The 22,676-nt window shown below is 63.1% G+C and carries 19 protein-coding genes; 12 read left to right on the top strand and 7 right to left on the bottom strand.

Annotation, left to right across the window (positions count from 1 at the left end; all coding sequences use genetic code 11):
• The first annotated feature begins 608 nt into the window (after window positions 1-608).
• The 11 genes from pcaR to pcaC all read left to right on the top strand — a co-directional run bounded on the left by pcaR (window position 609) and on the right by pcaC (window position 11,726).
• Window positions 609-1,451, top strand: coding sequence for a pca regulon transcriptional regulator PcaR (gene pcaR / locus ACUXVH_RS17400; protein WP_011059657.1), 843 nt, complete (start codon window positions 609-611; stop codon window positions 1,449-1,451).
• Window positions 1,452-1,738: 287 nt separating this feature from the next.
• Window positions 1,739-3,085 (top strand): MFS transporter, encoded by a 1,347-nt coding sequence (locus ACUXVH_RS17395; protein ID WP_011059658.1) that lies wholly within the window; start codon window positions 1,739-1,741, stop codon window positions 3,083-3,085.
• A gap of 307 nt (window positions 3,086-3,392) precedes the next feature.
• Window positions 3,393-4,250: a CoA transferase subunit A gene (locus ACUXVH_RS17390; protein ID WP_011059659.1), complete on the top strand. Its 858-nt coding sequence runs from the start codon at window positions 3,393-3,395 to the stop codon at window positions 4,248-4,250.
• Window positions 4,250-5,029 carry a CoA-transferase subunit beta gene (locus tag ACUXVH_RS17385; protein WP_011059660.1) on the top strand — a complete coding sequence of 260 codons (780 nt, stop codon included), beginning with the start codon at window positions 4,250-4,252 and terminating at the stop codon, window positions 5,027-5,029. The genes ACUXVH_RS17390 and ACUXVH_RS17385 overlap by 1 nt, the downstream gene beginning before the upstream one ends.
• Entirely contained in the window at window positions 5,026-6,231 is a 1,206-nt protein-coding gene (gene pcaF / locus ACUXVH_RS17380) for a 3-oxoadipyl-CoA thiolase (protein ID WP_170866331.1), read from the top strand. Before ACUXVH_RS17385 ends, pcaF begins: the two co-directional genes overlap by 4 nt.
• Window positions 6,232-6,268: 37 nt before the next feature.
• Entirely contained in the window at window positions 6,269-6,973 is a 705-nt protein-coding gene (gene pcaH, locus ACUXVH_RS17375) for a protocatechuate 3,4-dioxygenase subunit beta (RefSeq protein ID WP_041116326.1), read from the top strand.
• A 1-nt stretch (window position 6,974) separates the two neighbouring features.
• A complete protein-coding gene (pcaG, locus tag ACUXVH_RS17370; RefSeq protein WP_047335869.1) occupies window positions 6,975-7,541 on the top strand; it encodes a protocatechuate 3,4-dioxygenase subunit alpha in 567 nt (188 codons plus the stop codon).
• 246 nt (window positions 7,542-7,787) lie between these two features.
• Complete coding sequence (locus ACUXVH_RS17365) at window positions 7,788-9,098, top strand: MFS family transporter (protein WP_255313395.1); 1,311 nt, start codon at window positions 7,788-7,790, stop codon at window positions 9,096-9,098.
• A 48-nt stretch (window positions 9,099-9,146) separates the two neighbouring features.
• Window positions 9,147-10,511: a 3-carboxy-cis,cis-muconate cycloisomerase gene (locus ACUXVH_RS17360; protein ID WP_065364449.1), complete on the top strand. Its 1,365-nt coding sequence runs from the start codon at window positions 9,147-9,149 to the stop codon at window positions 10,509-10,511.
• An 11-nt stretch (window positions 10,512-10,522) separates the two neighbouring features.
• The gene (gene pcaD, locus ACUXVH_RS17355) at window positions 10,523-11,311 is read left to right on the top strand and encodes a 3-oxoadipate enol-lactonase (protein WP_445495503.1); all 789 of its coding nucleotides are present in this window, start codon (window positions 10,523-10,525) and stop codon (window positions 11,309-11,311) included.
• A 22-nt stretch (window positions 11,312-11,333) separates the two neighbouring features.
• On the top strand, window positions 11,334-11,726 hold the full coding sequence (pcaC, locus tag ACUXVH_RS17350) for a 4-carboxymuconolactone decarboxylase (RefSeq protein WP_011059667.1): 393 nt from the start codon (window positions 11,334-11,336) through the stop codon (window positions 11,724-11,726).
• A gap of 25 nt (window positions 11,727-11,751) precedes the next feature.
• Here the strand turns inward: pcaC and ACUXVH_RS17345 are convergent, their stop codons facing one another.
• The 7 genes from ACUXVH_RS17345 to emhA all read right to left on the bottom strand — a co-directional run bounded on the left by ACUXVH_RS17345 (window position 11,752) and on the right by emhA (window position 21,765).
• Entirely contained in the window at window positions 11,752-12,576 is an 825-nt protein-coding gene (locus ACUXVH_RS17345; RefSeq protein WP_015634429.1) for a methyltransferase domain-containing protein, read from the bottom strand.
• 13 nt (window positions 12,577-12,589) lie between these two features.
• On the bottom strand, window positions 12,590-12,979 hold the full coding sequence (locus ACUXVH_RS17340) for a DUF1641 domain-containing protein (protein WP_065364447.1): 390 nt from the start codon (window positions 12,977-12,979) through the stop codon (window positions 12,590-12,592).
• Window positions 12,980-13,004: 25 nt separating this feature from the next.
• Complete coding sequence (locus tag ACUXVH_RS17335; protein WP_065364446.1) at window positions 13,005-14,195, bottom strand: NAD(P)/FAD-dependent oxidoreductase; 1,191 nt, start codon at window positions 14,193-14,195, stop codon at window positions 13,005-13,007.
• Between the two features lie 243 nt (window positions 14,196-14,438).
• Window positions 14,439-15,701 carry an OprD family porin gene (locus ACUXVH_RS17330; protein ID WP_065364445.1) on the bottom strand — a complete coding sequence of 421 codons (1,263 nt, stop codon included), beginning with the start codon at window positions 15,699-15,701 and terminating at the stop codon, window positions 14,439-14,441.
• A gap of 299 nt (window positions 15,702-16,000) precedes the next feature.
• Window positions 16,001-17,461 (bottom strand): AdeC/AdeK/OprM family multidrug efflux complex outer membrane factor, encoded by a 1,461-nt coding sequence (locus tag ACUXVH_RS17325; protein WP_065364444.1) that lies wholly within the window; start codon window positions 17,459-17,461, stop codon window positions 16,001-16,003.
• Window positions 17,458-20,604, bottom strand: a complete 3,147-nt coding sequence (locus ACUXVH_RS17320; protein WP_041751993.1) for an efflux RND transporter permease subunit — start codon at window positions 20,602-20,604, stop codon at window positions 17,458-17,460. The genes ACUXVH_RS17325 and ACUXVH_RS17320 overlap by 4 nt, the downstream gene beginning before the upstream one ends.
• Window positions 20,605-20,607: 3 nt before the next feature.
• Window positions 20,608-21,765, bottom strand: coding sequence for an efflux RND transporter periplasmic adaptor subunit EmhA (emhA, locus tag ACUXVH_RS17315; RefSeq protein WP_015634435.1), 1,158 nt, complete (start codon window positions 21,763-21,765; stop codon window positions 20,608-20,610).
• A gap of 265 nt (window positions 21,766-22,030) precedes the next feature.
• On the opposite strand from emhA, the gene emhR reads away from it, so the two are divergent.
• Window positions 22,031-22,663, top strand: a complete 633-nt coding sequence (gene emhR / locus ACUXVH_RS17310; RefSeq protein WP_011059675.1) for an efflux system transcriptional repressor EmhR — start codon at window positions 22,031-22,033, stop codon at window positions 22,661-22,663.
• Window positions 22,664-22,676: the final 13 nt, after the last annotated feature.

Genomic DNA, 22,676 nt, shown 5'->3' with positions numbered 1-22,676 from the left:
CCAGTCTGGCCTTGACTTCGAGTCTCTCAAGCGTGCCGTTAATTGCATGCGGCCACGTCACCGGATGAAAACAACTGTCGTAGCAACAGTGTTGTTGGTTGCAAGCGGGCTGGCCGAATCTGGTTAGGGGTCAAGCGCTTGCGGCAGGTGACCGATTACCGTTTCAAGCCACCCGAGAGAGGAGCATGGGGCAACTGACTCCACATTCCTCACTCCGGCAGTATAGCTTCGGCGAAGAATAACTCTATGGATGGCAAGTTTAAAATGACCAACTTTATTGTGAGCGTTTTGTGACACAAAAGTTCTAATCATTTCCTACACGAGGAAAGCCTGATTCTTACTCCGCTGGTACAAGTCTATATGGGGAGTCTGCATCTTGATGCAAGTGGTCGGTTGCAAAAGACTCGGGATAACCGGTCATTCCACTGGTGATTATTACTATGGTTTTTTGCAATAAACCCACGGGCTCACTGCCGCGGATGCCAGGCTTGGCGGATTGCGATTATCGGTCGATGGTTCGATAATCGCCCAATGTTGCCGGCCCCAGCTTGTGCTTCTTCGCCAATACGGCTTGTAATACCGAAGAATTTCGTCGCAGAGAGCCTGAAATGAACGATCAGATGCGTAATTCCTTTACCTCAGTGGCCCCGCCGATCGTGGCGTCTGCGGCAAAGAGGATTCAGGCGTTGACCGGTGACCCGGATTTCATGACCTCTCTGGCCCGGGGCCTGGCGGTGGTGCAGGCGTTCCAGGAGCGCAAGCGGCACTTGACCATCGCCCAGATCAGCCATCGCACGGAAATCCCCCGGGCTGCGGTGCGCCGTTGCCTGCACACCCTGATCAAGCTGGGTTACGCCACCACCGACGGGCGTACCTATTCGTTGCTGCCCAAGGTGCTGACCCTGGGCCACGCCTATCTTTCGTCGACGCCTCTGGCGGTCTCCGCCCAGCCCTACCTGGACCGCATGAGCGAGCAACTGCACGAGGCGTGCAACATGGCCACCCTGGAAGGCGACGACATTCTCTACATCGCCCGTTCCGCCACGACCCAGCGGCTGATCTCGGTCGACCTGTCTGTCGGCGGCCGCTTGCCAGCCTATTGCACCTCCATGGGGCGCATCCTACTCGCGGCCCTGGACGATTCGTCGCTGCATGAATACCTCGACCATGCGGACCTGCAAGCCAAGACCAGCCGCACCCTGCACACCCCGGAAGCCTTGCTGGAGTGCCTGCAGCAAGTGCGCCAGCAGGGCTGGTGCATCGTTGATCAGGAACTGGAGCAGGGCCTGCGCTCCATTGCGGTACCGGTGTATGACGCTTCCGGCCAGGTGCTGGCGGCGCTGAACGTCAGTACCCACGCCGGGCGGGTCAGCCGTGCCGAGCTGGAGCAGCGCTTTCTCCCCGGTTTGCTGAGCGCCAGCCGCGATCTGAGCGCGCAGTTGTTTGCTTAAGCTGTTCGATAAACGCACAGATACGCCTTTGGCGAATTGACGCTGTTTCCCCTGGCTCATTAATGTCGCGGCAGCGTCATCGGCGGCAAGCTGGCATCTTCGCCCGCCGCTGGTGGCCCGCCCAATAATAAAGAAGAGGCCAACACTCATGAGCACGCTTTCCCTGCATCGTTGCCGCGACCGTTCCTGCCGTCCCGCTCGCATCGCCTGATATCGCCACCCCTTTAGTGATCTGATCAGCCCTGGCGGCCTGTGCTCGCCTGCGTTTTAGCGTGGAAATAACAACAATGAACCAACCCCAATCCGCTGTAGGGAACTGCCTTGATGTGCAGTCCTTCATCAATGCCCAGCCGCTGTCCCGTTACCAGTGGCGCGTGGTGATCCTGTGTTTCCTGATTGTCTTCCTCGATGGCCTGGACACCGCGGCCATGGGCTTCATCGCCCCGGCGCTGTCCCAGGACTGGGGCATCGACCGCGCCAGCCTCGGCCCGGTCATGAGCGCTGCATTGATCGGCATGGTCTTCGGCGCCCTGGGCTCCGGCCCCCTGGCCGACCGTTTCGGCCGCAAGGTGGTGCTGGTGGGGGCGGTGCTGTTGTTTGGTGCCTTCAGCCTGGCTTCGGCCTACAGCACCAACGTCGACCAGTTGCTGGTCCTGCGTTTCCTTACCGGCCTGGGCCTGGGGGCAGGCATGCCCAACGCCACCACGCTGCTTTCCGAATACACCCCCGAACGCCACAAGTCGTTGCTGGTGACCAGCATGTTCTGCGGTTTCAACCTGGGCATGGCCGGCGGCGGTTTCATTTCCGCCAAGCTGATCCCGGCCTTCGGCTGGCACAGCCTGCTGCTGATCGGCGGGGTCCTGCCGCTGATCCTGGCCCTGGTGCTGGTGCTCTGGCTGCCGGAGTCCGCGCGTTACCTGGTGGTGCGTAATCGCGGCACCGACAAGGTGCGCAAGACCCTGGCGCCGATTGCCCCGGCCATAGTCGGCGAGGCTGGCAGCTTCAGCGTGCCGGAACAGAAGACCGTGAAGGCGCGCAACGTGTTCGCGGTGATCTTCTCCGGCACCTATAGCGTCGGCACCCTGTTGCTGTGGCTGACCTATTTCATGGGGCTGGTGATTGTCTACCTGCTCACCAGCTGGCTGCCGACCCTGATGCGCGACAGCGGGGCGAGCATGGAACAGGCGGCCTTTATCGGCGCCCTGTTCCAGTTTGGCGGCGTCCTCAGCGCGGTGGCCGTGGGCTGGGCCATGGACCGTTTCAACCCGCACAAGGTGATCGGCTGTTTCTACCTGCTGGCTGGGGTCTTTGCCTACGCCGTCGGGCAGAGCCTGGGCAACATCACCCTGTTGGCCACCCTGGTGCTGATCGCCGGCATGTGCGTCAACGGTGCGCAATCGGCAATGCCGTCGTTGGCCGCGCGCTTCTACCCGACCCAGGGGCGTGCCACCGGGGTCTCCTGGATGCTTGGCATCGGCCGTTTCGGCGCCATTCTCGGTGCGTGGATGGGAGCGACCCTGCTGGGCCTGGGCTGGAACTTCGAACAAGTGCTGACTGCCCTGGTGATTCCGGCGGCCCTGGCCACCACCGCGGTGGTGATCAAGGGCATGGTCAGTCACGCAGACGCGACCTGAGCGCGGACTACCCTGTAGCCGCTGCCGCAGGCTGCGGCCGGGCTCGAAGGGCCCGCTGCTCCTGAAGGGCGCAGAGGGTTCTTCGAACGTTATCCTCGCCCGCGGCAGCGGCCCCAGAAGGCCGGCCGGGCTGTTGCGGGGTTGAGGAAAAGCAATCGATAGCCCTGCAACAATCTGTTCGATAATCGAACGCTCAGTCGATTATCGGATTGTTTGGGGTTTGGCCCCGGCTTAATCTTCAGTCACTGCGGCGCGCCCAGAGCGCCTTTTTCTCCAGTCGCTGAATAACAATCGGGAGACCCCATCCATGGCTGAAATCCTTTCGCTGCACGACGCGGTGAAGCAATTCGTCAACGACGGCGACACCGTCGCGCTCGAAGGCTTCACCCACCTGATTCCTACGGCCGCAGGTCATGAAATCATCCGCCAGGGCAAGAAAGACCTGACCCTGGTGCGCATGACCCCTGACCTGATCTACGACCAGTTGATCGGTGCCGGTTGCGCTCGCAAGCTGATTTTCTCCTGGGGTGGCAACCCGGGCGTGGGCTCCCTGCACCGCCTGCGCGACGCCGTGGAAAAGCAATGGCCACAGCCCCTGGAGATCGAGGAACACAGCCACGCCGACCTGGCCAACGCCTATGTTGCCGGCGCCTCGGGCCTGCCCTTTGCCGTCCTGCGGGCCTACGCCGGCTCCGACCTGCCCAAGGTCAACCCCCTGATCAAGACCGTGACCTGCCCGTTTACCGGTGAAGTGCTGGCGGCGGTGCCTTCGGTGCGCCCGGACGTCACGGTAATCCACGCGCAGAAGGCCGACCGCAAGGGCAACGTGCTGCTGTGGGGCATTCTCGGGGTACAGAAAGAGGCCGCCCTGGCCGCCAAGCGCTGCATCGTCACCGTCGAGGAAATCGTCGACGACCTGAACGCGCCGATGAACGCCTGCGTACTGCCGACCTGGGCGCTGAGCGCGGTCTGCCATGTGCCTGGTGGCGCCCATCCGTCCTACGCCCACGGCTACTCCGAGCGCGACAACCGCTTCTACCAGGCCTGGGACCCGATCGCCCGCGACCGTGAGGCGTTCACCGCCTGGATCAACGAATACATCCACGGCAGTGCCGATTTCAGCGAATTCCAGGCCAAGCTGGCCGCAGCTTCGGAGGCCCAGTAATGACCTACTCCACCAATGAAATGATGACCGTGGCCGCGGCCCGTCGCCTGCAGAACGGCTCGGTGTGCTTCGTCGGCATCGGCCTGCCGTCCAAGGCCGCCAACCTGGCACGCCTGACCTCATCACCGGACGTGGTGCTGATCTACGAGTCCGGCCCGATCGGCGCCAAGCCCAGCGTCCTGCCACTCTCTATCGGTGACGGCGAGCTGGCGGAAACCGCCGACACCGTGGTGCCTACCGGCGAGATCTTCCGCTACTGGCTGCAGGGCGGGCGCATCGACGTGGGTTTCCTCGGCGCGGCCCAGGTCGACCGTTTCGGCAATATCAACACCACCGTGGTCGGCGACTACCACCGGCCCAAGGTGCGCCTGCCGGGCGCCGGCGGTGCTCCGGAGATCGCCGGTTCGGCCAAGAGCGTGCTGATCATCCTCAAGCAATCCTCGCGCTCCTTCGTCGACAAGCTCGACTTCGTGACTTCGGTCGGCCACGGCGAAGGCGGCGATTCGCGCAAGCGCCTGGGCCTGCCAGGGGCGGGGCCGGTGGGCATCATCACCGACCTGTGCATCATGGAGCCGGAAGCCGGTACCCACGAATTCATCGTCACTTCGCTGCACCCGGGCGTGACCCGCGAGCAGGTGGTGGCCGCCACTGGCTGGGCGATCCGCTTCGCCGACCAGGTGGCCGAGACCGCAGCACCCACCGAGGTTGAACTGACCGCCCTGCGTGACCTGGAAGCGCGCACCGCCGCGGCCCATGGCCAAGCCCCTGGAGAAGCCTGATGCGCGACGTATTCATCTGCGATGCCATTCGCACCCCCATCGGCCGTTTTGGTGGCGGCCTCTCGACAGTGCGCGCTGACGACCTGGCGGCGCTGCCGATCAAGGCCTTGATGGAGCGCAACCCCAGCGTGGACTGGAGCTCCGTGGACGAGGTGTTCCTCGGCTGCGCCAACCAGGCCGGCGAGGACAACCGCAACGTGGCGCGCATGGCTCTGCTGCTGGCCGGCCTGCCGGACAGCGTGCCCGGCGTCACCCTCAACCGTCTCTGCGCCTCGGGCATGGACGCCATCGGCACGGCCTTCCGCGCCATTGCCAGCGGCGAGATGGAGCTGGCGATTGCCGGTGGCGTCGAGTCCATGTCCCGCGCGCCCTTTGTCATGGGCAAGGCCGATACCGCCTTTTCGCGCAACATGAAGCTGGAAGACACCACCATCGGCTGGCGTTTCATCAACCCGCTGATGAAGGCCCAGTACGGTGTGGATGCCATGCCGCAGACCGCCGACAACGTGGCGGATGACTACAAAGTGTCCCGCGCTGACCAGGACGCCTTCGCCCTGCGCAGCCAGCAGCGTGCCGCGGCGGCCCAGGCCGCCGGTTTCTTCGCTGAGGAAATCGTTGCGGTGCGCATCGCCCACAAGAAGGGCGAGACAGTGGTGGAGCAGGACGAGCATCCCCGTGCCGACACCACCCTGGAAGCCTTGGCCAAGCTCAAGCCGGTCAACGGCCCGGACAAGACCGTCACCGCCGGCAATGCCTCCGGGGTCAACGACGGTGCGGCGGCGCTGATCCTGGCCTCGGCCGAAGCCGTCAAGAAACACGGCCTGACCCCGCGTGCGCGAGTACTGGGCATGGCCAGCGCCGGGGTTGCGCCGCGGGTCATGGGCATCGGCCCGGTGCCGGCAGTGCGCAAGCTGATCGAGCGCCTGGGCGTGGCGGTCAGCGACTTCGACGTGATCGAACTCAACGAAGCCTTCGCCAGCCAGGGCCTGGCGGTGCTGCGCGAGCTGGGCCTGGCGGACGATGCGCCCCAGGTCAATCCCAACGGCGGCGCGATTGCCCTGGGCCACCCCCTGGGCATGAGCGGTGCGCGGTTGGTGCTGACGGCTTTGCATCAGCTGGAAAAGAGCGGCGGTAAAAAAGGCCTGGCGACCATGTGCGTCGGCGTCGGCCAAGGGCTGGCGCTGGCTATCGAGCGCGTTTGACTGCCTGCCTTATATAAGAAGAGAACGAGGAACCACCATGAGTGACAAGCCCGGTTACCGGCGCCCGCAAGCGGGCACTCAGCCTGATTACCTGCACCCGGCCTACCAGTCGACCAACACCCGCTCGCCGTCCAAGCCGCTGGTGTTCATTCCCCACTCGCTGTCGGAAATCACCGGCCCGAGCATCGGCGCCGAGTCGATCCAGGAACGGGACAACGACCTGACGGCCCAGCACGAAGGGCAGCCCCAGGGCGAGCGCATCATCATCCACGGCCGGGTTCTGGACGAGAACGGCCTGCCGGTGCCGGGCATCCTGGTGGAGATCTGGCAGGCCAACGCGGCCGGTCGCTACAACCACGACCGCGACTTGCACGATGCGCCCCTGGACCCGAACTTCACCGGCACCGGGCGCACCGTTACCGACGCCGACGGCTGGTACCAGTTCCAGACCATCAAGCCCGGGGCCTACCCCTGGGGCAACCACCACAATGCCTGGCGCCCGGCGCATATCCATTTTTCGCTGTTCGGGCCGAGCATTCTTACCCGCCTGGTGACCCAGATGTATTTCCCTGGCGACCCGCTGCTGGCTTATGACCCGATCTACAACTGCGTGCCGGACACCCGCGCCAAGGAACGCCTGATCGCCAGCTTCGACCTGGAGAAAACCATTCCTTCCTACGCCCTCGGTTACCGTTGGGACATTGTCCTGCGCGGCCGCGACGCCACGCCGATGGAGAAATAACGTGACCCTGACCGCGACTACATCCCACACCGTCGGCCCCTACTACCACATCGGCCTGACCTGGCTGAACCGCGAAGACCTGACCGAGGAAGGCACCCTGGGCGAGCGGGTGGCGATCACCGGCCAGGTGGTGGACGGCAACGGCAACGTCGTCAACGACGCGATGCTGGAAGTCTGGCAAGCCAACGCCGCCGGCAAGTACCGCCACCCCGAAGACGATCAGGCCAAACCCCTGGACCCGAACTTCCAGGGGTTTGGCCGGGTGCCGGTGGACGCCGAAGGGCGCTTTCGCTTCACCACCATCAAGCCGGGCACGGTGCCGGGCCTGAAAGGCACGACCCAGGCCCCGCATCTGGTGGTACTGGTGTTCGCCCGCGGTTTGGTCAAGCACCTGCTGACCCGCATCTACTTCGAGGGGGAGCCGGCCAACGCCAGCGATCCGCTGCTGGCCTGCGTGCCCGAGGAGCGCCGAGGCACCTTGCTGGCCAAGGCCGATGCTGACGGTCACTACCAGTGGAACGTGATCCTCCAGGGTACTGACGCCGAAACCGTGTTCTTCGACTACTGACCCGGCCTTGTGTGGCCACTGCCGCGGGTTGCGTAGCAGGCGCGGCGGGCTTGAGACCGGCAGAGGTTCGGCTTGAGGCCGCCAAGCAAGGCCCTTCGGGCCTTTTCGCAGCCTCGCCGTGGCTTGGCAGCGGCTACAGTCGCTACAGGTTGACAGGGTCGATTGACCCTTGCCCGGGAGCGGGCAGGGCGCTATCCGCAGGGAACGGGAATGTTGCCAAGTGTGTCTAGACTCACACTGTCCCCCATGAGTGAAAAAACCATGACAACAACGACAAGTCACTACACCGGAGAGGAACGCAGCAAAAGGATCTTTGCCATTGTCGGCGCCTCCTCCGGCAACCTGGTGGAATGGTTCGACTTCTATGTCTATGCCTTTTGCGCCATCTATTTCGCCCCGGCCTTCTTTCCCTCCGACGATCCGACGGTGCAGTTGCTCAACACCGCCGGGGTGTTCGCCGCCGGCTTTCTGATGCGGCCCATCGGCGGCTGGCTGTTCGGCCGGGTCGCCGACCGTCATGGGCGCAAGAACTCGATGATGATCTCGGTGCTGATGATGTGCGCCGGCTCCCTGGTGATCGCCTTCTTGCCCACCTACGCCAGCATCGGTGCCTGGGCGCCGTTCCTGCTGCTGGTGGCGCGCCTGTTCCAGGGCCTGTCGGTGGGCGGCGAGTACGGCACCACCGCCACCTACATGAGTGAGGTGGCGCTCAAGGGCCAGCGCGGCTTCTTTGCCTCCTTCCAGTACGTGACCCTGATCGGCGGGCAACTGCTGGCGGTGCTGGTGGTGGTGATCCTCCAGCAGTTTCTCGATGAGGCCGAGCTCAAGGCCTGGGGCTGGCGCATTCCCTTCGTGATCGGTGCCATCGCCGCGGTGATCTCGCTGCTGCTGCGCCGTTCGCTGAAGGAAACCACCAGCAAGGAAATCCGTGAGGACAAGGACGCCGGCAGCATCGCTGCGCTGTTCAAGAACCACTCGGCGGCGTTTATCACCGTGCTCGGCTACACCGCCGGCGGCTCGCTGATTTTCTACACCTTCACCACCTACATGCAGAAGTACCTGGTGAACACCGCGGGCATGCACGCCAAGACCGCCAGCTACATCATGACCGGCGCGCTGTTTCTCTACATGTGCATGCAGCCGCTGTTCGGCATGCTGGCGGACAAGATCGGCCGGCGTAACTCGATGCTCTGGTTCGGTGCCCTGGGTACGCTGTTCACAGTGCCGATCCTGCTGACCTTGAAGACCGTCACCAGCCCGTTCCTGGCCTTTGTGCTGATCACCCTGGCCCTGGCCATCGTCAGTTTCTACACCTCCATCAGCGGTCTGGTGAAGGCCGAGATGTTCCCGCCGCAAGTGCGCGCACTCGGGGTGGGCTTGGCTTATGCGGTGGCCAATGCGATCTTCGGTGGCTCGGCGGAATGGGTGGCCCTGAACTTCAAGAACATGGGCATGGAAAACACCTTTTACTGGTATGTCACGGCGATGATGGCGATTGCCTTCCTGTTCAGCCTGCGCCTGCCGAAACAGGCCGCCTACCTGCACCACGACCTTTGACCTGTGTACCTGCGCCCGGCTCGGGCGCAGGTTTGCCAAGGACTGTTTATGACCCTGACTGCGAGCAATCAGTTGTTCGATGCCTACTTTACTGCCCGGGAAATGCGCGGGGTGTTCTGCGATCAGGGGCGGGTCCAGGCCATGCTCGATTTCGAAGCCGCCCTGGCCCGGGCCCAGGCCCGCGTCGGGGTGATCCCGGCCAGTGCAGTAGCGCCCATCGAGGCCGCCTGCCATGCCGGGCTGTATGACTTCCAGATGCTGGGCGAGGCGATTGCCACGGCCGGCAACTCGGCCATTCCCCTGGTCAAGGCCCTGGGCCGACAGATCGCCCGCAGCGATGGCGAGGCCGAGCGCTTTGTGCACCTGGGGGCTACCAGCCAGGACGTGATGGACAGCGGGCTGGTGCTGCAACTGCGCCGCGCCATGCTCCTGCTGGAGCAGGACCTGGAGCGCCTGGGGGACATCCTTGTTGCCCTGGCCCAACGTTACGCCACGACCCCGATGGCCGGCCGCACCTGGCTGCAACATGCCACGCCGGTGACCCTGGGGATGAAGATCGGCGGCTGGCTGGGGGCATTGACCCGCAGCCGCGAGCGCCTGCAGCAGCTCAAGCCGCGTTTGCTGGTGCTGCAGTTCGGCGGCGCTTCCGGAACCCTGGCGGCTTTGGGCGAGCAGGCCTTGCCGATTGCCCAGGCCCTGGCCGACGAGCTGCAATTGGCCCTGCCGGAGCAGCCCTGGCACACCCAGCGCGACCGCCTGGTGGAGTTCGCTTCGGTGCTGGGCCTGTTGGCCGGCAGCCTGGGCAAGCTGGGGCGGGATATCAGCCTGCTGATGCAGACCGAGGCGGCGGAGGTCTTCGAGCCCTCGGCGCCGGGCAAGGGCGGGTCGTCCACCATGCCGCACAAGCGCAACCCGGTGGGCGCGGCGGTGCTGATCAGCGCCGCGACCCGGGTTCCCGGCCTGCTGGCGACGATGTTTGCCGCCATGCCCCAGGAGCACGAGCGCAGCCTGGGCCTGTGGCACGCCGAATGGGAAACCCTGCCGGAGATCTGCTGCCTGGTGTCTGGCGCGTTGCAACAAGCATTACTGGTGGCCGAAGGCCTGGAGGTCGACAGCGCGCGCATGGCGCACAACCTCGACCTGACCCAGGGCCTGGTGCTGGCCGAAGCGGTGAGCATTGCCCTGGCCCAGCGCCTGGGGCGGGAAACCGCCCACCATCTGCTGGAACAATGCTGCAAGCGCGCAGTGGCCGAGAAACGCCATCTGCGTGGGGTATTGGGGGAGGATTCCCAGGTTACCGCCGAGCTGTCGGCGGCGGACCTGGATCGTCTATTGGACCCGGCGCACTACCTGGGCCAGGCGCAGGCCTGGGTCGAGCGCGCCGTGGCTGAACATTTTGCCTTGAAGGCCTGAAGGAGACTGCTGTGGGATTCGTGAAACTCGCCGAGGGCGAACTGCACTATCAACTCGAAGGGCCCGAGGGCGCGCCGGTACTGGTGCTGTCCAACTCCCTGGGCACCGACCTGCACATGTGGGACAAGCAGATGGCGGCCTTCACCCGGCACTTCCAGGTGCTGCGCATGGACACCCGTGGCCACGGCCGTTCCCTGGTCACCGAAGGTCCCTATAGCATCGAGCAACTGGGCCGCGACGTGGTGGCGCTGCTGGATGCGCTGGATATCCAGCGTGCGCATTTCTGTGGCCTGTCCATGGGCGGGCTGATCGGCCAGTGGCTGGGGATCAATGCCGGCGAGCGTCTGCACAAGCTGGTGGTGTGCAACACCGCGGCGAAGATCGGCGACCCGTCCGTATGGAACCCGCGGATCGAGACCGTGCTACGTGACGGCCAGGCAGCCATGGTGGCACTGCGCGATGCCTCCATCGCCCGCTGGTTCACCAGCGACTTTGCCGAAGCTCACCCTGACCAGGCCAAGCTGATCACCGACATGCTCGCGACCACCTCGCCGCAAGGCTATGCGGCCAACTGCGCGGCGGTGCGGGACGCGGATTTCCGTGAACAGCTGGGGGCGATCAAGGTGCCCACCCTGGTGATTGCCGGCACTGAAGACGCCGTGACACCACCGTCCGGCGGGCACTTCATCCAGCAGCATGTGGCGGGCGCGGAGTATGCCGAGTTCTATGCCGCGCATTTGTCCAACGTCCAGGCCGGCGACGCTTTCAGCGCCCGGGTCGTGGATTTTCTGCTGGCCTGAGAGTCGATTCAAGGAGCCCTTTGTGGACGAGAAACAGCGTTATGACGAAGGCATGCAGGTTCGCCGCGCGGTGTTGGGCGATGCCCATGTGGACCGCAGCCTCAATGCCCTGACCGAGTTCAACTCGGAGTTCCAGGAAATGATCACCCGCCATGCCTGGGGCGACATCTGGACCCGCCCGGGCCTGCCGCGACACACCCGCAGCCTGATCACCATCGCCATGCTGATCGGCATGAACCGCAACGAGGAGCTCAAGCTGCACCTGCGGGCCGCCGCCAACAATGGGGTGAGCCGCAGCGAAATCAAGGAAGTGATCATGCAGAGCGCGATCTACTGCGGAATCCCGGCGGCCAACGCCACCTTCCACCTGGCGGAATCGGTGTGGGACGAACTGGGCATCGAATCCCGCAGTTGAGGCGCCGGGGCTGCACCGCGTGATTTCAGACGGTGGCCAGAATGAACACCCGCTTGAACGGGAACAGCGTCCGGCCATCGCCTTCGGGCGGATAGTAGCGATGTACCCGTGCCAGGTAATGGTTGAGGAAGCATTGTCGTTGCCGCTCGTCCAGGCTCAGGAGTACGGGGCGCAAGGCCGAGACCTTGACCCAGTCGAAGATCGGCGACTGGCCTTCCACGACCTGCAGGTGTTCGGTTTCCCAGATGTCCAGTTCCCGAGTCAGGGGCGCCAGCAAACGGTAGTAGCTATCCAGCGACAGTACCCGGCGCTCGGCCATGAACGCCCGCAGCTCCGGGGTGCCCAGCGGCTTGCCGTCCGGTCCTGCCTGTTCCAGGCTTTCGAGTATCAACTGATACCACAGGGCGTCGCGCCAATTGGGCATATGCGCCGCCAGGCAGCCGCCGGGGTTGAGCTGGTTCAACAGGCGCGGCAGCAGGTGTTCGTGGTCACTCATGAAGTGCAGCACTGCGGCAGCGAACAACAGGTCTGCTGGCTGTTCGGCTTTCCATTGCAGCAGGTCGCACCTGCGCCACAGCGCCTTGATCGGCAGGCAGCTGGCTTCGGCAAGCATTTCCGAGGAGCTGTCCACGCCTGTCAGCTCCGCGTAGGGCCAGCGCTGCGCCAGCAGTTGAGTGGCGATACCTGTTCCGCAACCCAGGTCGTAGATGTGATGGGGTTGCTGCAGGGCGACATGATCCAGTAGCTCGACCGCCGGTCGCTCTCGCAGGCGCACGAACTGCTGGTAGGCCTGGGGATCCCATTGGGTGCTGAGGTTCCTGGCCGTGGTCGGCTGAGGCTTGGTACTCATGTAAACATCCTTTTTAAAGTTGTCGTCCAATGACATTCAGGGTTCTGAGGAGCAGGGCTGCGCCACGTCGCGTGTCCTCCTCACGCAGCAGCGAGAGCAGCCCGTACAGGCTGGGAGCGGTACCTTGCGCTGAGGTTTCGGCCTTGGCCATGCGTAGTGCATTGCCCAGCATCCAGCTGGCGGCGGTGGCTTCTTCGAACTGTTGCGCAAGTTTTTCGATCATCGCCTGATCGAGCATGTCGATCAGGTCGCAAAGCAGGGACAACAGGTCGACCATGTTGTCCAGGCGAGCGCTGTCCAGCAGCGGCTGGAGCTTTTTCATCAGGGCTTCCAGGCCTGGCGTGCTGGCGACTTCAGGCTGGGTCGCCCTTGGACCAGGCATGCTTGGATCAAAGCTGTCCATGGCGTTGTCTCCTCCCTGTGCAGGGTCAAAGCATTCCGCGGGCTACGGCCCAGTACAGGCCGCGATTGAATCCGGTGCGCAGCAGGCCACCCAACTTGCTCGACGGGGTGGGCAGAACGTCGTGGGCATAGTCGTACCAAAGGGGCATGCCGGCATTGAGGCCCATCTGCGCGACCGCCTGGACCCTACCGTCATAAACCGCCTCGGGAGAGCCCAGGCGGATTTCTCCGGCAATGTTGTTGGCAATCACCGGGGCCTGGTTGTGGCAGGCGCCGCCTGCCTTGCTGATCGGCAGGTCGACGGTATCGCCAATCACATAGACCCGCTCCAGGCCATAGACTTGCAGGGTCTCGTGATGGGTCGGCAGCCAGCCCTCCTGGCCCTGTGCCTGAGACGCGCCGGATTCGAGCACGGCGTCCACGGCCCGAATCGGCGGGGTGGCCATGAGAATGTCGAAAGGCTGCTCAGCGCCTTCCTCCGAGTAGGCGATGCGCCGGTCCGGGTCGACCCTGGCCAGGGTGAAGCCGCGCTGGAAGCGGATGTTCCTCTGTTCGAAGATATCCGGCAGCACCTCGCCGACCGGGCGTTGCAGGAACAGGCAATTGCGCAGTAGCTGCGCGGTGCTGGGGTAGGTGTAGATGATCTCGACCCGATCCCGTACTCCGCGCCGCCGCAGGAAGTCATCGAGCATCAGGGTCGTTTCTACCGGCGCGATGCCGCATTGATGAGGAACATTGGGTGTTTGCGGAAACGACACGGTGATGAACACCCGGCCCTTGTCGATCCGGCTCAGGCGCTGTGCCAGTTGCCGGGCAGGCTGGTACTGGTAAAAGTGGTCGCCGGCTTCCTTGAGCCCCTCGATCCGTTCCGGTGCCGGCACGCAGCCGGTGGCGATCACCAGGAAATCGTAGCCAAGACGCTTGCCGCTGCGAGTGTGCAGGCTCTGGGCGGCAAAATCGAAGCGGGTGACGGGGTCGACCCGGAAGGTTATTTCGGGGCGTAGCAGGGAGCGTTCGGGTCGCTTGAGTTCTTCTTGGAAGAACAGGTTGAACGCCACATACATGAAGGCGGGCTTGTAGAAATGATCCGGCGATTCGGACAGCAGGGTGATTTTGACCTCGTCCCTGAGTATCTCCGGGTAGAGCTTGCTGACCAGTTGATTGGCCAGGATGGTACCGCCTACACCTCCTCCGACAATGACGATGTGCTTGCTCATAACGCAGACTCTCCAAGGCTACGTCAGCTTCACGTACGACATCCGATGGATAACGGAACTGAATCGATAGGTTTCCTTTCCTGGAAGCGAGCACTGCCCGCCTGAAGTGAATACCCCTTTACTTTATCTGTGTATTGGATTTTTTTTACTAAGCCCGACCAGCGGACCTCTCCTTGGGCGCCACGGTTCAAGGCCGACAACTGCAGGGGCCGGCCTTTTGGCTCGGCCCCGTGTTGGAGGGGCTTACAGCAGGCTGAGGGGATAGCTGATGATCAGGCGGTTCTCGTCGAACTCGTTGTTGCTGAAGTCCCGGCGCATGGTGGAGTTGCGCCACTTCAGGTTGAGGTTCTTCAGTGTGCCGCTCTGGACCGTGTAGGCCACTTCGCTTTCCCGGCCCCATTCCTTACCGTCGCTGACGGTGGCTGTGTGCACGTTGCTGCCGCTGATGTAGCGGTTCATCAGGGTCAGGCCGGGAACGCCCAGCGCGGCGAAGTTGTAGTCATGGCGCACCTGCCAGGACTTCTCCTTGGCGTTGTCGTAGCTGGCGTTGTAGCTGTCGTTGGCCAGGGTGCCGCCGCTGGTGCCATTGACCCGCATCCAGGCGCTGTCGCCAGTGAGCTTCTGCAGGCCCACATAGAAGGTGTTGCCGCCATATTTGGCCGAGAACAGGCCGGACCAGGTGCGGTTCTCCATGTCGCCGGCGCGGGCGCTGCCGTCTTCCTTGCCATAGAAGAAGCCCAGGTTGGCGCCCAGGGTCCAGTCGCCCAGGGGTTGGCTGTGGATCAGGTTGACGAACTGCTGGCTGTAGATGTCCTTGAGCTGGGCATTCCACAGGGCGATCTGGGTGCGCTTGTCGTTGAAGGCATATTCGGCGCCCTGGAAGTTGAAACGGTCGGAGGTGAAGGCCGCTTTGCCGAACATGCTCATGTCACTCATGCTGCTGTCGTCACGCGGGCTGTTGGCGCGGAACTGGCCGCCATAGAGGGTCAGGCCGGCAATTTCCTTCGAGGTGATCTGGCCCCCGCGAAAGGTCTGTGGCAGCGAGCGGCCGTCGTCGGAGCGCAGGATCGGCAGCACTGGCATCCATTCGCCGACCTTGACCTCGGTCTGAGACAGTCGCGCCTTGAAGGCTACTCCCAGGCGTCCGAAGTTGTCCGCCGGGCGGCCGTCGTGATCCAGGGGCAGCAGTTGGGTGCCGCCGGTGCCCTTGCCGCCGTCGAGTTTCAGCGAGTAGAGGCCCAGCACGTCCATGCCGAAACCGACGGTGCCCTGGGTGAAGCCGGACTTTGCATCGAGGATGAAGCTCTGGGTCCATTCCTCGGCCTTGCCCTGGGCCTTGGTCGGGTTGGTGAAGTTGCGGTTGAAATAGAAGTTGCGCAGGGTCAGGTTGGCCTGGGCATCTTCGAGAAAGCCCGACTCTGCGGCCAGTGCCGGCAGGGCGGTGCTGCTCAGCGCCAGGGCCAGGAGGCTGGGCAGAAGGTAGGACGGCGGGGGGCTTGGCTTCATTCGTCGGTCTCTCTAATTGTTAGGGGTGCAGCCGGCCAGTGCCGCGCAAAGGGTCTGGGCACAGGTTTCAGGGGAGCAGGGTGGAACCAGAGGTATCAGCCGTAGCGGGCAGGGCGTGGGGGCATGGCATCGGACCTGTTGTTATTGGTGTGTCCAGGTGCCGGGAATGGTGCGTCGCGGATCAGGGCCAATCAATTGGACGAAACACTTTTTGGGCGGTAATCGAACACAAATGTTCCAGTTGGTACATATAAAAAAACCCACCGTCAGGTGGGTTTATCATATGGCCAGGTGACGCTTCAGAACAGGTGCAGCGCCGGGGCTTTTTCCGCCAGTGGCTCGTTCTTCGCTGTCTGTTCGCTCCAGCCACCGCCGAGGGCCTTGTACAGGTTGACCTCGCTGGTGAGCTGCGACAGGCGATCGGTGATCAGTGCCTGCTGGGCGCTGAACAGCGACCGCTGGGCATCGAGGAAGGTCAGGTTGCTGTCGACCCCGATACGGTAGCGGCGCTCGGCCAGACGATAGTAGTCCTGGTTGGCGTTGACGAAATCACGCTGGGCCTGCAACTGCTGGTTGTAGGTCTGGCGTGCCGCCAGGCCATCGGAGACTTCCTGGAAGGCGGTCTGGATGGATTTCTCGTACTGCGCGACGGTGATGTCTTTCTGGATTTTCGAGTAGTCCAGGCTGGCGCGCAGGCTGCCGGCGTTGAAGATCGGCAGGTTGATCTGCGGCTGGAACAGCCAGGTGCCCGAGCCCCCCTTGAATAGGCCCGAGAGATCCGGGCTCAAGGTACCGGCATTGGCGGTCAGGCTGATGCTCGGGAAGAACGCTGCCCGCGCCGCGCCGATATTGGCATTGGCCGCTTTCAGCTTGTACTCGGCTTCGAGGATGTCCGGACGCCGTTGCAGCAGCTCCGACGGCAAGCCTGCCGGCAGGTCGCTCAGCAGGTCGGCCGACAGCGGCTGGGCCTTCGGCAGATTGGCCGGAATCGCCGTACCCAGCAGCAGGGTCAGGCTGTTTTCATCCTGGGCCACCTGGCGGGTGTAGCGCGCCAGCTGGACCCGGGCGTTTTCCACCGAAGTCCGCGACTGGCTCAGGTCCAGGGCCGAGGCCACGCCCACTTCGTTGCTGCGCGAGGTCAGCCGGTAGCTTTCCTCGTAGGCACCGAGGGTGTCCTGGGTCAGTTTCAGCAGCTCCTTGTCGGCCTGCCAGGTCATGTAGGCATTGGCCACGCTGGCCACCAGGCTGATCTGGGTGCTGCGCCGGGCCTCTTCGCTGGAGAAGTAGGTCTGCAGGGCTTGCTCGCTCAGGCTGCGAACCCGGCCGAACAGGTCCAGTTCGTAGGCGCTGACGCCCACGGTAGCCGAGTACTGGCTGGTGATCCCGGCTTCGCCGGTCTGCGACATGCGTGCCGGAGTGCGCTGGCGGCTGCCGCTGGCGTTGGCCGAAACCGCCGGGAACAGGTCAGCCCGCTGGATCTGGTACTGCGCGGCATAGGCATCGATGTTCAGCGCCGCGACCTTGAGGTCGCGGTTGTTTTCCAGTGCAGTCTGGATCAGCTGCTGCAGCGCCGGGTCATGGAAGAACTGCCGCCAGCCCTGTTCGGCGGCCGCCACGTTGGCGGCCTCCTTTGGCGAGTAGGCAGGGCCTTGGGGGAACTGCGCCGCCACCGGCGCTTCCGGGCGCTGGTAATCCGGGATCAGCGAGCAACCACTTAGCGCGATGGCGGTGATTGCCAGGGAGAGTAGCGACTTGCTCATTGGCCAGCCTCATTAGGGGTTGCAGTAGTTTCTGACAGGTCCGCTTTCCTGCGGCCCATGGACGATACGGTGACGAAGAACAATGGCACCCAGAAGATCGCCAGGATAGTCGCGGTGAGCATACCGCCGATCACCCCGGTACCGATCGCATGCTGGCTACCCGAGCCGGCGCCCGTGGAGATGGCCAGTGGCACGACCCCGAGGACGAAGGCCAGGGAGGTCATGATGATCGGCCGCAGACGCATCCGGCAGGCTTCCACCGCGGCGTCTACCAGGCTGCGGCCCTGCTCGTGCAGTTCCTTGGCGAACTCGACGATCAGAATGGCGTTTTTCGCCGCCAGACCAATGGTCACCAACAGACCCACCTGGAAGTACACGTCGTTGGACAGGCCGCGCATGCTGGTTGCCATCAGTGCACCGATGATCCCCAGGGGCACAACCAGCATCACTGCGATCGGAATCGACCAGCTTTCATACAGCGCTGCCAGACACAGGAACACCATCAGCAGGGACAAGGCGTACAGCGCAGGTGCCTGGGAGCCCGACAGACGTTCCTCGTAGGACAGGCCGGTCCAGGAGATACCGACACCCGCCGGCAGCTTCGCGGCAATGGCTTCGACTTCGGCCATGGCTTCACCGGTACTGTAGCCAGGGGCCGGGGCACCGAGCACTTCCATGGCTTCCACGCCGTTGTAACGGGCCAGCTTGGGCGAGCCGTAGATCCACTCGCCCTTGGCGAAGGAGGAGAACGGCACCATGGTTCCGGCGCTGTTGCGTACGTACCACTTCTTCAGGTCTTCGGGGCTCATGCGGGCACCGGCCTGACCCTGGATGTACACCTTCTTCACCCGACCACGGTCGATGAAGTCGTTGACGTAGCTACTGCCCAGGGCAATCGACAGGGTGTTGTTGATGTCGGTGAGGGTCACGCCCAGGGCACTGGCGCGCTCGTCGTCGATGGTCAACTGGTACTGCGGTTCATCGTTCAGGCCGTTCGGACGTACCTGGGACAGCACCTTGCTCTGGGCTGCCATGCCGAGGAACTGGTTGCGTGCAGCCATCAGTTTCTCATGGCCGATACCGGCGCGGTCCTGGAGGAACACGTCGAAACCGGTGGCGTTACCCAGCTCCAGTACCGCCGGAGGGGCGAAGGCGAACACCATCGCGTCACGGAAACTGAAGAAGTGCTGCTGGGCGCGGGCTGCCAGGTTGAACACGTTGTTTTCCGCGGAACGCTCGCCCCACGGCTTGAGCATGATGAAGGCCATGCCCGAGCTCTGGCCGCGACCGGCGAAGTTGAAGCCGTTCACGGTGAACACCGAAGCCACGGTGTCCTTTTCCTTGTCCAGCAGGTAGGCGCGCATTTCGTCCACCACCACCTGGGTCCGCTCGGCACTGGAGCCGGCCGGCGTCTGTACCTGGGCGAACAGAACGCCCTGGTCTTCTTCCGGCAGGAACGCGGTCGGGATGCGGGTGAACAGCCAGATCATGCCCAGGACGATCAGCACGTAGGCCAGCAGGTACGGAACCTTGTGGCGCAGCATGTTGCCCACGCCGCGTTCGTAGCTCTTCACGCTGCGATCGAAGGTGCGGTTGAACCAGCCGAAGAAGCCGCGCTTCTCGGTGGCGTGTTCGCCTTGCGGTACGGCCTTGAGCATGGTGGCGCACAGGGCCGGAGTGAAGATCAGGGCAACCAGCACCGACAGGGCCATGGCCGAGACCACGGTGATCGAGAACTGCTTGTAGATCACCCCGGTGGAGCCGCTGAAGAAGGCCATTGGCAGCAGTACCGCGGACAGCACCAGGGCGATACCCACCAGGGCTCCCTGGATCTGGCCCATGGACTTTTTCGTCGCCTCCTTGGGCGACAGCCCTTCCTCGTGCATCACCCGCTCGACGTTCTCCACCACGACGATGGCGTCGTCCACCAGCAAGCCGATGGCCAGCACCATGCCGAACATGGTCAGGGTGTTGATGCTGAAACCGGCCGCCGCAAGGATGCCGAAGGTACCCAGCAGTACCACCGGCACCGTCATGGTGGTGATCACCGTGGCGCGGAAGTTCTGCAGGAACAGGAACATCACCAGGAACACCAGGACGATCGCTTCCACCAAGGTTTCAACCACACCCTTGATGGATTCGGTCACCACCGGGGTGGTGTCGTACGGGAACACCACCTTCATCCCTTGCGGGAAGAAGGGTTCCAGGTCCTTGATGGTGTTGCGCAGGGCCTTGGCGGTGTCCAGGGCGTTGGCGCCGTTGGCCAGTTTCACTGCCAGGCCGGACGCCGGCTTGCCGTTGAACTGGGCGCTGATGGCGTAGTTCTCGCCACCCAGGCCGACGTCCGCGACATCGCCCAGACGCACTTGCGAGCCGTCCTTGTTGACCTTCAGCAGGATCGCCTTGAACTGCTCGGCAGTCTGCAGGCGGGTCTTGCCGATGATGGTGGCGTTGAGTTGCTGGCCGGGCAGGGCAGGCAGGCCGCCGAGCTGGCCGGACGATACCTGGACGTTCTGCGCGGCAACCGCGGTCTTCACGTCCACCGGGGTCAGGTTGTAGTTGTTCAGCTTGGCCGGGTCGAGCCAGATCCGCATCGCGTACTGGGCACCGAATACCTGGAAGTCACCGACGCCCGCGGTCCGCGAGATCGGGTCCTGCATGTTCGACACGATGTAGTTCGACAGGTCGTCCTTGGACATGCTGCCGTCCTCGGAAACCACGCCGATCACCAGCAGGAAGTTCTTCACTGCCTTGGTCACGCGGATACCCTGCTGCTGCACTTCTTGAGGCAGCAGCGGAGTGGCCAGGTTGAGCTTGTTCTGTACCTGAACCTGCGCGGTGTCCGAGTTGGTGCCCTGTTCGAAGGTCGCGGTGATGGTCATGCTGCCGTCGGAGTTACTTTCCGAGGACACATAACGCAGGTTGTCGATACCGTTGAGCTGCTGCTCGATCACCTGAACCACGGTGTCCTGCACGGTCTGTGCGGAAGCGCCTGGGTAGGTCACGGAGATGGCGATCGCTGGCGGCGCGATGCTCGGGTACTGGTTGATCGGCAATTTGAGGATCGATAGAGCCCCGACCAACATGATCACCAGGGCGATTACCCAGGCGAAAATCGGACGGTCGATAAAAAATTTCGACATGGTTTACTCCCCTTTGCCGCCTGCAGCTTTGTCAGTTGCCTGTGCAGGGGCCGGGTTCTTCGCTGGAACGTTGGTTGCTTCGCTGGCCTTGACTTCAATGCCCGGCTTGACGAACTGCAGGCCTTCGGTGATCAGGCGATCGCCGGCTTTCAGCCCATCTTCCACCAACCACTGGCTGCCGACCGTGCGGCTGGCCTTGAGTTGACGCAGCTCGACCTTGTTATCCGGGCCAACCACCAGGGCGGTCGGGGTGCCTTTCAGGTCGCGCGTCACGCCTTGCTGGGGAGCCAGGATCGCCGCGCTGTTCACCCCGGCTTGCAGTTGGGCGTGGACGAACATGCCAGGCAGCAGGGTGTGCTCAGGGTTCGGGAACACTGCGCGCAGGGTCACCGAGCCGGTGGTTTCGTCCACCGAGACTTCGGAGAATTCCAGCTTGCCGTCGAGCTTGTACTGGCTGCCGTCTTCCAGGGTCAGTTTGACCTTGGCGGCATTGTCGCCGACTTTCTGCAGGCGGCCGCTTTCCAGTTCGCGACGCAGTTCCAGCAGTTCTACCGAGGACTGGGTAACGTCGACGTAGATTGGGTCCAGCTGCTGGATCACGGCCATGGCATCGGCCTGGCCATTGCTCACCAGGGCGCCTTCGGTCACCGAGGAACGGCCGATTCGGCCGGTCAGTGGCGACAGCACTTTGGTGTAGCGCAGGTTGATCTGGGCGCTTTGCAGCGAGGCTTCCGACTGCAGGCGGTTGGCCACGGCAGTGTCGTATTCCTGGCGGCTTACGGCCTGCTCGTTGACCAGTTGCTTGTAGCGATCAGAAATCGACTTGGTCGATTGCAGATTAGCCTCGGCACTTTTCAGCGTTGCCTCATAGACCGATGGATCGATCTGATAAAGCTGCTGACCTTCCTTGACGTCTCCACCTTCTTTGAACAGACGCTTGAGAATAATCCCGTTTACCTGTGGGCGAACTTCGGCGATGCGGAACGCAGTGGTCCGGCCCGGGAGTTCGGAAGTCAAGGTAAAGGCTTGTGGTTGCAGGGTAACGACGCCGACCTGAGGGGCTTGAGGGGCAGGCGCCGCCTCTTCCTTTTTACATCCGCTGAGCAGCGATGCCAGGGCGACGGCAGTGACCAGAGCGGTAACAGCTGGCTTGAGTTGCATGAAAATCCTCGGGTCAGGCACGCAAGATGCGCACAAGAAAAGTGGAAGGGTAAAAATGCTTGGCTGAGTGGATAAGTAGCTTGCTAAGGAATATACTTACGTTCATGGTTGTTTGTAAATACCCCTGCGGCGTACCCATCCGGTTACAAAAGCCCCTGTAGGTGTTGAATTGTAGGCTGGGCAAACGGCACTCGAGATGCCGTTCCATATTTATTCAGAAGGTCTTCACGCATCGCTGAAAGATCCTGATCGAGGTTTTACTGCCATGGTCCGTCGTACCAAAGAGGAAGCTCAAGAAACTCGCAGCCAGATACTCGAGGCCGCCGAAAAGGCCTTTTACGAGCGTGGCGTGGCGCGTACCACCCTGGCCGACATCGCGGCGCTGGCGGGAGTCACGCGAGGTGCCATCTATTGGCACTTCAGCAACAAGGCCGACCTGGTGCAGGCCATGCTCGACAGCCTGCGTGAACCTTTGGATGAAATGGCCGCGGCCAGTGAGAATGTAGATGAAATGGACCCGTTGGGCTGCATGCGCAAGCTGCTCATTCATTTGTTTCATCAAGTTGCCCTGGACCCGAAAACCCGACGCATCAATGAAATCCTGTTTCACAAGTGCGAGTTCACCGACGAAATGTGCGACCTGCGCCGCCAGCGTCGCGCTGCCAGCCTGGACTGCAACGTACACATCGAGCTGGCGTTGCGTAATGCAGTGAATCGTGGGCAATTGCCCGAGAATCTCGATGCGGCGCGGGCAGCTATTACGCTGCATGCGTTCATCGATGGCATTCTCTACCAGTGGTTGCTGGCCCCTGACAGCTTCGCCCTGCACACCGAAGCAGAGCGCTGGATCGACATCGGGCTGGATATGCTGCGCTTGAGCCCCAACCTCCGTCATTAAGACAAAATGCGTA

The sequence above is a fragment of the Pseudomonas sp. 8(2025) genome (assembly GCF_052665325.1).
Note: the sequence above shows the minus strand (reverse complement) of the source record. Positions and strands in the feature narration are given on the sequence as shown.

Bases quoted from the DNA above. Each gene is read 5' to 3' on its own strand.
- emhR (WP_011059675.1), top strand. From the start codon at position 22,031: ATGGTCCGTCGTACCAAAGAGGAAGCTCAAGAAACTCGCAGCCAGATA.
- ACUXVH_RS17320 (WP_041751993.1), bottom strand. From the start codon at position 20,604: ATGTCGAAATTTTTTATCGACCGTCCGATTTTCGCCTGGGTAATCGCC.
- ACUXVH_RS17395 (WP_011059658.1), top strand. From the start codon at position 1,739: ATGAACCAACCCCAATCCGCTGTAGGGAACTGCCTTGATGTGCAGTCC.
- ACUXVH_RS17330 (WP_065364445.1), bottom strand. From the start codon at position 15,701: ATGAAGCCAAGCCCCCCGCCGTCCTACCTTCTGCCCAGCCTCCTGGCC.
- ACUXVH_RS17345 (WP_015634429.1), bottom strand. From the start codon at position 12,576: ATGAGTACCAAGCCTCAGCCGACCACGGCCAGGAACCTCAGCACCCAA.
- ACUXVH_RS17390 (WP_011059659.1), top strand. From the start codon at position 3,393: ATGGCTGAAATCCTTTCGCTGCACGACGCGGTGAAGCAATTCGTCAAC.
- pcaH (WP_041116326.1), top strand. From the start codon at position 6,269: ATGAGTGACAAGCCCGGTTACCGGCGCCCGCAAGCGGGCACTCAGCCT.
- ACUXVH_RS17340 (WP_065364447.1), bottom strand. From the start codon at position 12,979: ATGGACAGCTTTGATCCAAGCATGCCTGGTCCAAGGGCGACCCAGCCT.
- pcaR (WP_011059657.1), top strand. From the start codon at position 609: ATGAACGATCAGATGCGTAATTCCTTTACCTCAGTGGCCCCGCCGATC.
- ACUXVH_RS17360 (WP_065364449.1), top strand. From the start codon at position 9,147: ATGACCCTGACTGCGAGCAATCAGTTGTTCGATGCCTACTTTACTGCC.
- ACUXVH_RS17385 (WP_011059660.1), top strand. From the start codon at position 4,250: ATGACCTACTCCACCAATGAAATGATGACCGTGGCCGCGGCCCGTCGC.
- ACUXVH_RS17325 (WP_065364444.1), bottom strand. From the start codon at position 17,461: ATGAGCAAGTCGCTACTCTCCCTGGCAATCACCGCCATCGCGCTAAGT.
- ACUXVH_RS17335 (WP_065364446.1), bottom strand. From the start codon at position 14,195: ATGAGCAAGCACATCGTCATTGTCGGAGGAGGTGTAGGCGGTACCATC.
- ACUXVH_RS17365 (WP_255313395.1), top strand. From the start codon at position 7,788: ATGAGTGAAAAAACCATGACAACAACGACAAGTCACTACACCGGAGAG.
- emhA (WP_015634435.1), bottom strand. From the start codon at position 21,765: ATGCAACTCAAGCCAGCTGTTACCGCTCTGGTCACTGCCGTCGCCCTG.